Source organism: Flavobacterium sp. Root935 (assembly GCF_001429295.1).
In the GTDB taxonomy this organism is placed as follows: Bacteria; Bacteroidota; Bacteroidia; order Flavobacteriales; family Flavobacteriaceae; genus Flavobacterium.
Window position 1 is genome coordinate 194,564 of sequence record NZ_LMJL01000008.1, and the last position, 10,903, is coordinate 205,466.

9 protein-coding genes are annotated in these 10,903 nt (G+C 34.4%); 5 read left to right on the top strand and 4 right to left on the bottom strand.

The window, feature by feature from the left end; genetic code table 11:
- Positions 1 to 10: 10 nt before the first annotated feature.
- Both ASE40_RS06300 and ASE40_RS06305 read right to left on the bottom strand, forming a co-directional pair.
- Positions 11 to 3,178: an efflux RND transporter permease subunit gene (locus tag ASE40_RS06300; protein WP_057116117.1), complete on the bottom strand. Its 3,168-nt coding sequence runs from the start codon at positions 3,176 to 3,178 to the stop codon at positions 11 to 13.
- A gap of 6 nt (positions 3,179 to 3,184) precedes the next feature.
- Positions 3,185 to 4,345, bottom strand: coding sequence for an efflux RND transporter periplasmic adaptor subunit (locus tag ASE40_RS06305; protein WP_057116118.1), 1,161 nt, complete (start codon positions 4,343 to 4,345; stop codon positions 3,185 to 3,187).
- Positions 4,346 to 4,609: 264 nt separating this feature from the next.
- On the opposite strand from ASE40_RS06305, the gene ASE40_RS06310 reads away from it, so the two are divergent.
- From ASE40_RS06310 to ASE40_RS06325, 4 genes are all read left to right on the top strand, one after another.
- Positions 4,610 to 5,659, top strand: a complete 1,050-nt coding sequence (locus ASE40_RS06310; protein WP_057116119.1) for a sensor histidine kinase — start codon at positions 4,610 to 4,612, stop codon at positions 5,657 to 5,659.
- Complete coding sequence (locus tag ASE40_RS06315) at positions 5,656 to 6,387, top strand: LytR/AlgR family response regulator transcription factor (RefSeq protein ID WP_057116120.1); 732 nt, start codon at positions 5,656 to 5,658, stop codon at positions 6,385 to 6,387. The genes ASE40_RS06310 and ASE40_RS06315 overlap by 4 nt, the downstream gene beginning before the upstream one ends.
- 18 nt (positions 6,388 to 6,405) lie before the next feature.
- Positions 6,406 to 6,699, top strand: a complete 294-nt coding sequence (locus ASE40_RS06320; protein ID WP_057116121.1) for a DUF3861 domain-containing protein — start codon at positions 6,406 to 6,408, stop codon at positions 6,697 to 6,699.
- Positions 6,700 to 7,052: 353 nt separating this feature from the next.
- The gene (locus ASE40_RS06325; protein WP_057116122.1) at positions 7,053 to 8,285 is read left to right on the top strand and encodes a PQQ-dependent sugar dehydrogenase; all 1,233 of its coding nucleotides are present in this window, start codon (positions 7,053 to 7,055) and stop codon (positions 8,283 to 8,285) included.
- Between the two features lie 77 nt (positions 8,286 to 8,362).
- Here ASE40_RS06325 and ASE40_RS06330 read toward each other — a convergent pair whose 3' ends face one another.
- Together ASE40_RS06330 and ASE40_RS06335 are read right to left on the bottom strand one after the other, a co-directional pair.
- Entirely contained in the window at positions 8,363 to 8,974 is a 612-nt protein-coding gene (locus tag ASE40_RS06330) for a thioredoxin family protein (protein ID WP_057116123.1), read from the bottom strand.
- 11 nt (positions 8,975 to 8,985) lie between these two features.
- Positions 8,986 to 9,462 carry a TlpA family protein disulfide reductase gene (locus ASE40_RS06335; protein WP_057116124.1) on the bottom strand — a complete coding sequence of 159 codons (477 nt, stop codon included), beginning with the start codon at positions 9,460 to 9,462 and terminating at the stop codon, positions 8,986 to 8,988.
- 276 nt (positions 9,463 to 9,738) lie between these two features.
- Here ASE40_RS06335 and ASE40_RS06340 point away from each other — a divergent pair, with 276 nt between their 5' ends.
- Complete coding sequence (locus ASE40_RS06340; protein WP_057116125.1) at positions 9,739 to 10,653, top strand: DsbA family protein; 915 nt, start codon at positions 9,739 to 9,741, stop codon at positions 10,651 to 10,653.
- The last annotated feature ends 250 nt before the right edge of the window (positions 10,654 to 10,903 follow it).

Here is a 10,903-nt window from a genome sequence, read left to right on the forward strand (position 1 = left end):
TAATTAAATTTTACTCTTTGTGAGCTTCTAATAAATGAATTTCCTCATCATCGTCATCGTCATCATAACCATCTTTTGCTGGACCGCTTATTCTCTCCTGCAATGTCTGGAAAATGATAAATAGAACTGGAATAACAAATACTCCTAAAATTGTTCCGATTAACATACCTCCAACAGCTCCTGTACCAATCGATTTGTTACCAACAGCTCCTGCACCAGATGCAAACATCAATGGAACAAGTCCTAAAATAAAGGCGAAAGAAGTCATCAAAATTGGTCTTAAACGTGCTACAGCTCCTTCAATTGCAGCTTGTACAATTGGCAGACCTTTACGTCTTCTGTCTAAGGCAAATTCGACAATCAAAATACCATTCTTCGCCAGAAGTCCAATCAACATGATTAAGGAAATCTGCAGGTAAATGTTACTATTCAATTTGAAAATAATCGAGAATAAGTAAGCTCCAGCCAATCCAAACGGAATGGAGAATAATACCGCAAACGGAAGAATATAACTTTCGTACTGTGCACTCAACAAGAAATAAACGAAAACCAAACATAAAATAAAGATGAAAATCGTTTCACTTCCTGAAGCTAATTCCTCACGTGTTAAGCCAGAGAATTCATAACCATAACCAGCCGGAAGATTTTCTGCCGCTACTTCCTGAATTGCTTTAATAGCATCTCCAGAACTGTAACCTGGTTTTGGTGCTCCCGTAATCGAAATAGATGTAAACAAATTAAATCTTGAAATAGATTCTGGTCCAAAAACCCTCGTCATTTTTACAAACTCTGTAATTGGCGCCATTGTTCCTGCACTATTACGTACAAATATTTTATTCAATCCCTGTGTATTAGCTCTAAACTCTGGAGAAGCCTGAACCATTACACGGTATTGTTTTCCGAATTTATTAAAGTTCGAAGCGTATAATCCACCATAATAACCCTGCATCGTTGACAAGATTGTATTTACAGAAACTCCCGCATCTTTCGCTTTCGCTAAATTAATATCCATCATATATTGAGGGAAACCAGGATTAAATGGAGTTGTCGCATACTGTATTTCTGGACGCTCAGCTAATTTTGCAAGGAATTCATTATTCACTTTATAGAATTCAGAAGTCGTGTGACCACCTTTATCCTGCAGCTGGAATTCGAATCCACCACTTTGACCAAAACCTTGAATTGTTGGCGGCGAAATAAAGAATATACTCGCTTCGCGAATTCCGCTTGTTTTAGCAAAAAGCTGTCCAATTACATCATCTACACTTAGATCTCGCTGATCCCAAGGATATAACTTTACAATAACCATACTGTATGCACTACCCGCTCCTGCAGTAAAGTTCTGCCCCACAATACGAAGTGTATTTTTAACTCCTGGAATAGTTTTAGCAATACTGTCTACTTTTTTAGCCATTATATCAGAACGTTCCATAGAAGCTGATGGGGGTAAACTGATATTAGCAAAAACTGTCCCTTGATCTTCTGAAGGAACGAAAGCAGAAGGCGTAGTTTTCATCATATAAAATAATCCCAAACCTGCTATCAAAATCGAAGCTAAAACAATCCATTTTTTTACAGAAAGAAAACTTACCGAACGCTTATATCTTTGAGTTACATTATCAAATGCAACGTTAAATGAAGTATAAAAACGCTGTAAATAACTTTTATGTTTATGATCGTCAGCATGTGGTTTTAATAAAAGCGCACACAATGCAGGACTTAATGTCAAGGCGTTTACAGCTGAAAGAATAATCGCTACAGCCAGTGTAATACCAAATTGCTTATAGAAAACCCCTGTAGATCCTGTAATAAATGTTACCGGAATAAATACCGCCGCCATTACCAAAGTAATCGAAATAATCGCTCCGGAAATTTCATCCATTGCATGGATGGTCGCTTTTTTAGCCGATTTATACCCGTGGTCAAGTTTGGCGTGAACGGCCTCAACAACCACAATCGCATCATCGACGACAATACCAATGGCCAGAACCATCGCGAAAAGCGTTAATAAGTTAATCGTAAATCCGAATAGATTCAGGAAGAAGAACGTTCCCACAATTGCAACCGGAACTGCGATTGCTGGAATTAAAGTTGATCTAAAATCTTGAAGAAAAATAAATACTACGATGAAAACTAAGATAAAAGCTTCGATCAAAGTATGAATAACTTTCTCAATAGAAGCATCTAGGTTTTCATTGACGTCAACCATAATGGTATATTTCATTCCTTTTGGAAAACTCTTTGCAGCTTCTTCAATTAATTTTTTAGAATTAATAATTACATCACGAGCGTTTGATCCTGGAGTCTGGCTGATTGCCATTGCTGCAGATTCTACACCGTTTGTTTTAATTGTTGACGAATAACTTAAAGATCCTAACTCTACTTTAGCCACATCTTTAAGTCTCAGCATTTGGCCGTTTCCGACAGATTTTATAATAATATCCTCAAATTCCTGAGCACTTGTTAAACGTCCTTTGTATTTAATTACATATTGAAATGCCTGATTTCCGTTTTCACCAAATTTACCTGGTGCTGCTTCGATATTCTGCTCTGCCAAAGCTGCTGAAATATCACTCGGAATCAATTTATATTGCTGCATTACATCTGGTTTCAGCCAGATTCTCATTGAGTAATCTTTTGCACCAAAAACGGTTACATCTCCTACCCCAACAACACGCTGAATCTGCGGTACAAGGTTGATCTTCGCATAATTTTGAAGAAACGTTTGATCGTAAGCTTTGTCATCACTATATAAAGAAAAAATCAATAAGTTACTACTCTGGCTTTTAGTTACCGTAACCCCAGCCTGAGTTACCTCTACAGGCAGTAAACTTGTTGCTCTTGAAACCCTGTTTTGAACGTTTACCGCTGCTAAATCAGGATTTGTTCCAACTTTAAAGAAGATTTTAATAGAAGCATTACCATCGTTAGTTGCTGTAGAAGTCATGTAAGTCATGTTCTCTACACCATTAATCTGCTCTTCCAACGGAATAACGATACTTTTAAGTACAACGTCGGCGTTGGCTCCGGTATAACTTGCTGCCACGTTAACTGTTGGCGGTGCGATATCCGGATATTGGGAAATCGGTAACTCAATTAGGCCTAAAACACCTAAGATGACGATAATAACAGATATTACCGTCGAGAGTACGGGTCTTTGTATAAATTTTTTAAACATTCTTTTTTATTTTAAGTCAGCATAAACCATTTCTGGTTTTTGGTTTTGAGCTTTAATTTCAGTTCCTTCTTTTAAAGAAGCTACTCCTTCTAATACAATTTCGTCTCCTGGTTTTAAACCGCTTGTTACCACATAATAATTTCCTGCTGAATTATCTAGTATCGTGATATTAGCATTTTTCGTTTTTCCGTCTTTTCCTAAAACTACCGCGAAAATTTTATCTTGAAGTTCAAAAGTGGCACTTTGCGGCACAATTATAGCATCTTTTACATCAGTAGGAATTCTTACTGTTGTGCTGCTACCGCTTCTAATAATTCCTTTTGGATTAGGAAAACGAGCTCTGATATTTACCGAACCTGTTTCTGTATTAATCAATCCGTTAACCGTTTCAATATGTCCTTTTTCTTCATAAACAGAACCATCTGAAAGCAGTAAAGAAACTGCCGGCATACTTTTGATTTTTTGAGTTAAAGAAGCTCCAGTATTATTGTTTTGAGTGAAATTTAAAAGCATTTTTTCGTTCATAGCGAAGTATGCATAAACGTTACCAATGCTTGAAACTGTTGTTAAAGGTTCTGTAGTATTTGAGCTTACCAAACTTCCTAAACGAAACGGAATTGAACCTACAACTCCATTTACCGGGCTTGTAACTGTTGTATATCCTAAATTTGTTTTTGCATTTACTAAAGCCGCATTTGCTTGAGCCAAAGCCGCTAAAGCTGACTCGTAAGTATATTGTGCTGATTCTAAATCATATTTACTGATAATACCTTTTTCTACCAATGGCTTTACTTTATTTACAGCCAATTTAGCTGCACTTAAATCTGCCTGAGCACTTTTAATACTTGCAGTTGCAGTACGAACTTGCTGCTCATATTCTGGTGCACTGATTTTGAACAAAGGCTGTCCAGCTTTTACAACTGCTCCTTCATCAACAAAGATCTTATCAATGTATCCTTCAACTCTTGGTCGAATTTCTATATTTTGCTGTCCTTGAATACTAGCAGGAAAATCGCTGTTTAATGTAGCAGATTCCGGCTGTAATGTCACAGTTTTATACTCTTTTATCTGCGGTGCGCCCCCAGCCTGAGCCGATTTATCATTTTTACCGCAAGAAGCGATAACAATTGATGCTGCGAGAATACTTAAAAATGATTGCTTATTCATTGTGAAAAATGTGTAATTATCGATTATATGTAGACAAAATAACTAAAATATAACAAACGAAAATTTTCAAATAGACGAAGAGCGAGAGAGAATCGATAAAGGTAAGCTGACGACCGATGGAATTTTTTAAAATATTAAACAAGCGTTTAATTTTATCTTATCGACTCTAAAATGCTTTTTAGAGACTCTAAATCAGTCTTGGACGATTGCCCAAAATTTATGTTTAAATAAAATGTAATATTGTCCTTAAAACGATAAATTATAATGACACCTAACTTTTTCAGACCCTACTTATTCACCGGATTACACATTCTTGGATGGTGTTTGTTAGGATATATTATGCTGTTTTACATCCCATTAACTTGGAATGTTGTGCTTCCGTCAGCATTTTGGCTTTGGCAGAGTATTGTGCTTTTTTTATTGATAGTTGTTTTTTATTCGACAGCAAAAATTATTGTGCCAAAAACAATTATTAAAGACAATACCTCTCTTTTTTTACTTTGGGCATTTCTCTCTATTTTCAGCATGCAGCTAATTGCTTATTTTTATACCTCTCAGACAGATCTTCATAATCAAATCAGTAAAGCTATTGGTTTTACAAAGTATAAAAATCCTTATTTCGATAATTACGTTTTTACGCTTACGCTTCTGGTTTTAGGAATAAGTACCAGCTGGGCAATGCTGCAATATTGGCAAAAAGCCGCACAGCACAAACAGAAATTAGAACAGGATAAAACAGCCGCAGAATTAGCAATGCTGAAAGCACAGATTAATCCGCATTTTTTCTTTAATTCATTAAACAGCATCTATTCACTTACTTATACTGATATTGAAGATTCGAGAAATGCACTTCATACTTTAAGCCGTATGATGCGTTATTTGCTTTACAGCACCGAAGGAGAACGAACAACATTATTAAAAGAAGTAGAATTTCTAAAGGATTTTATTGCTTTAATGAAACTTCGTGCGAACCGAAAATTAACTATCACTACAGAAATTCCCGAAAAACTTCATGATTACCCAATTGTTCCCATGTTATTATTACCTTTAGTAGAAAATGCTTTTAAACATGGTATTCATGCCACAGATAAAAGCGAAATACACATTAAACTTTCACAAAATGGTACTGATTTAGAATTTGAAGTAGAAAATACTTTCTTCGAAAAAACAACAGTTACTAATGAAGGCGGAATTGGTTTAACAAATACCAAAAGAAGATTACACTTGATTTACCCAAATCATCATTTCATCACTTTTGGAGTTACCGACCACGGAACATATAAAATTAAATTGAAAATAACTTTAGAGCAATGACCGTATTAAAATGCATAGCAGTAGATGATGAACCTTTAGCTTTAAAACTCGTAGAAACGTTTATACAGCAGACTCCATTTTTAGAATTAATTTCAACCTGCGACAATGCTGTTGAGGCTATGGGATTAATTAGGGAAACAAAACCTGATGTTGTTTTCTTAGATATTAATATGCCAAACTTGACCGGAATGGAACTGGCAAGACTTATACAAGATCAGCCTGGACCTCTGCCAAAGATTATTTTTACTACTGCTTACAATCATTATGCAATAGAAGGATATAAAGTAAATGCTGTAGATTATCTTTTAAAACCTTTTAGTTACGAAGAATTTCTTCGCGCTTCTACGAAGGTTTTACAATTATCTGAAGAAGCAAACAATCAGTTTCAAAATATTGCAGCAGACGATGAATTTATCTTTTTAAAAGTAGAATATCAATGGGTTAGAATCTCGTTAAAAGATATTTGCTATATAGAAAGTTTAAAAGATTATGTAAAAGTTCATCTTGAAGATTCTCAGAAAGCTTTACTGTCACTTATATCACTTAAGGCTTTAGAAGAAAAACTTCCTTCATCAAAATTTATGCGTGTTCATCGTTCTTTTATTGTATCTCTGGACAAAATTAGTGCTATCAGCAAAAACTCGATTTTTATTGATAAAATAGAAATTACGGTTGGTGAACAGTACAAAGAAGCTTTTAAAATAGTAGTCGATAAATGGCTTAAATAAATTAGAATTATAAAAATTATGGAAAAAAGATCAAATAAATATTACCTGACTTTAAGTCTTAAAGAATATGCAAATGGTGAAACAGAACCAGCAAAAGAGCTTGGAATCGAGTTTGACAATCACGATGAAATTTTCGGAATCATTGAAAAAATCAAAGAAAAAAACATTTTTGCCGATCAGTCAGAAGCTGTTCAATTTGCTTTGGGATTAAAATTATTCAGTGAGATTAAACTAAAAAATCGCAAAAATCCTCTTTTTGACGAATTAAATGAAGTTTTTCCTGTTTTTATGAAAAAACTAAAAAGTCTTTAAAAACTCCTTTAAAATTAAGACTTTAGACTCCTTATGCTTTTAAATTATAGTGTTAAATTTCAATAGAAATAAAGATTATCTAATTCTTCTCGGCAATAATTTGAAGGGATTTTCCGTTAAAAATAATGCATGTCCCACTAGATGCTTTTCCAAAAGAAGTTTAATTTCTATTTGAAATTCTTTTGCTTCATATAAAATGGCATAAGTATTTAGGCAAATCTAAATTGAAGATAAAACGGAGAATTTCATTTGAAACTGACCTTTTCATATTTAATGAATCTCTAAAAAAAACATTCTTTTTCGATTGTTGGATAATGCAAATTTTATTTTTTAACCATTAAAATGAAAGCATTATGATAATTAAAAAAAGTATTTTTCTTCTTGCTGGGGTCTTAGCTTTAAGCAGCTGCTCCAACAATGATAATGATGATAGTACCAATATAGGTCCGACTGGACCGCCGGTAGAAACAGGTACGGCAAATACAACCTACAAACCTGCATTTTCTGGACAAACGCGTGCAGGAAGTATTCAAACCACAACAGAAATTGAATCTAAAGTTATCACCAACGGTTTAAGCGCTCCTTGGGGAGTGGCTTACCTTCCGGATGGACGTCTTTTGGTAACCGAAAAAGCAGGTAAAATAAAAATTGTTACACAAGCTGGAGTTATAAGTAATGCCTTAACAGGAGTTCCTGCCGTAAATCCAGCAGATCAAGGTGGATTACTAGGTATATGTCTTGATCCTGCATTTGCAACAAACCGCATGATTTATTGGGCTTTTTCTGAAGTAGTAGCAGGCGGAAATATTACAGCTGTTGCAAAAGGAAGAATCTCAGATAATGATACAGCAATTGAAAATGCAACTGTAATTTATCGTTCTAATACACCAAATAACAGCACATTACATTACGGAGGCCGTGTATTATTTGACAAAACTGGAAATTTATTTGTGAGCATTGGCGAAAGATCTGTATTAGAAACTCGTCCGCTCGCACAGGCAGCAAACAGCAGTTTAGGTAAAATTGTACGCATTACTACGAATGGACAAGCTGCACCTGGAAATCCAGTTTTCTCGCAAACTGGCGCTTTACCAGAGTTATATACTATCGGACATAGAAACCCACAAGGACTGGCTCTTCACCCAACAACTGGAGAATTATGGCAGAGCGAACACGGACCAAGAGGCGGAGATGAAATTAACCGAATCACAGCCGGAGCAAACTACGGCTGGCCAACTATTACATACGGAATTGAATACAGCGGTGCCAAAGTTGGCGAAGGTATTCAGCAGCAAACTGGAATGGAACAGCCTGTATACTACTGGGATCCTGTTGTTTCACCAAGTGGAATGACTTTTTACGCAGGAAACCGTGTACCTGAGTGGCAAAATAATCTTTTCATAGGAGCATTAAGTGGCATGCATATTGTTCGCTTAGCTTTTAAGGATAATAAAGTAGCTGGAGAAGAAAGATTATTGGCTGGTGAGGGACAAAGATTTAGAGATATCACACAAGGAAAAGATGAAGCATTATACGCCGTTACTGATCAAGGAAGACTTTACAAAATTGATAAAAAACAGAAGTAAACTAAACTTGTTCATTTATATTAGCCAAAAACGCCCCATAATTGGGGCGTTTCGTATTTTATAAAATAAAGAATTAATTAAGCTTTAGCTTTTCTTTTTACTGTACAGCCAATTTCTTTAGTTTGAGTAATTGCTGGTTTTTGACCGCTTTTTAAAGATGCGATAACATCTTCGGCATATTTTACTTTATCTGCTTTATTTCCTTCTGGATCATTGTCGATTGCTCCAACATATTCTACAATATTTCCTTTTGAGGTTTTAGAAACGATGAAAATATGCGGTGTACGTTTTGCACCGTACTCGTCAGTAATTTTTTGTCCTGGATCAAATAAATATGGGAAAGGATATTTTTTACTTTTTGCCAAGTCTTGCATTTTAGAAAAAGTATCTGCTGTAGAAGCTTCTGGGTCATTTGGATTGATTGCAATTACAGGATATCCTTGTGGTCTGAATTTTTTATCTAAATCGATAATTCTTTGCTCATAACCTATCGCATACGGACAAGTGTTGCAAGTAAAAACTACGATATAACCTTTTGCATCTTTAAAAGTTCCAAAAGAAACTTCTTTGTTGTCAACATTTTTCAGTTTAAAATCTGGTGCAGTATCTCCAGCTTTAAGAGTTTTAGTTTGTGCCTGAGAAAGAAAGGCAGAAAATGCCAATGCTAGTAATAAAATTATTTTTTTCATGGTTTATGGACTTATAGTTTTTTATATTCAGTTAATAATTGTTCGTATGTAAATTCCGTCTCGACAAATTTTCGTTTATCATTTTTAATGAATAATGTTGCTGGAATACTTCCCGACCAGCTTGGATCGATTCGGTCAATAAATTCCTGCGGACTGCTTTCGTTTAAAAGAAAAACTTCGTTTTTAAGATTTTTTCTTTTTACAAACGGAATTACGTTCGATTCTAGTTTAGACTTAAAATCTAAACTTACCAATAAAACAGCCAGTTTGTCTGACTTATGTTCTGCTTTTAATTTCTCGAAATGAGGTAATTCTTTGATGCAGGGTGCACACCAAGTTGCCCAAAAATTCACAACATACGTACTGTCTTTTCCGTTTATAATTCTCTCGTTAAGCTGATTTATATTCAAGAGCTTTACGTTCTGGCTATAAGCCGAAACTGAAAAAATACTAATTAGAAAGATATAGTAAAAAGACTTGATTTTCATAAGAATACAATGCTTTAGGATTAAATTGTGCCTTACAAATATAAAGCAATGAAATCTTACTTTTTGTTAATAAAAGTTTAATAGGTTTTAATTTATACAGAAACTCATATAAGCTTTGTGCATTGAATTTTGATAGTCACATTTTATTGACTAATTGACTTATGATTATTTACAAACGAACTTTGTCGAAAATAAAAAACAGTTGTTATGAAAATACTTTCGCTGTTATTAATCTTGATTTGCAGTTTAAGCTGTCAATCTCAAACAAATTCAAAAATGAATGAAAATAAAACAAATCCGCTATTATGCGACCCAATAAGCGGAACATGTGAAATGGCAATAAGCGAAAATTCTAATAAAACCGCTAATATTCAAATTGAAAATAAACCTATAAAAATCATTTATTACACAGATCCTATTTGCTCGTCGTGCTGGGGAATAGAACCTCAACTTAGAAAATTAAAACTGGAATACGGCGATTATTTTGATATTGAGTACAGGATGGGCGGTTTACTACCAGATTGGAGTTATAATAGCGGCGGTATAAGCAAACCTTCAGATGTTGCACATCATTGGGATGAAGCAAGTTTACATTACGAAATGCCAATTGATGGAGATGTTTGGCTTGAAGATCCGTTAGATTCTTCTTATCCGTCATGCATTGCTATGAAAGCTGCGCAGATACAGGGGAAAGAAAAAGCAGTAAACTTTATGAGAATCCTACGTGAGAAATTATATCTCGAAAAGAAAAACATAGCACAATGGGAAAATATTGTAGAAGCTGCAAAAATCGCAAATCTTAATATCGAAAAACTGAAATCGGATTATGATGGTGATGCAAAAAAGCTTTTTCAAGAAGATTTAAATTATGCCAAAACTCTTGGAGTAAGAGGTTTTCCAACGCTTTTTTTTGCTGATGAAAATAATAATAAATTAACTGTTTACGGTTCTAAACCTTATGCTTCTTACGAGAATGCTTTATTAGCTTTATTTCCAGAAGCAAAAAAGAAAAGTATTGTTAAAGAAAATCCTTTATCGATTTTTGGAATATATCCTTCGCTAGCACCAAAAGAATATGCCGTAATTCATGACATTTCTGTTAACGAAGCAAAAATTATATTAGAAGAATTGCATGCAAGAGGAAAGTTAGGTAAAATGTCTATAAAGAATGGTTCGCTTTACAGTAAGTAATTTTAAAATGTCCCATGGAACATTTCATTGGTAGAAAACAAATATTTTTCTAGATATCATCCCGTAGGCACGTTTGGGTCATGAATTTGATTATTTAAAATATTGTCATTTCAACAATCAAACGTTCCTACGGAACGTAAAATCGATACATTCATTTATTTTTCTACCAATGAGATGTTCCTAACGAAACATTTAAAAATTCTTGATCTACATAAAATTTGGAAATATTATAATAGAAAATCAAACGTTC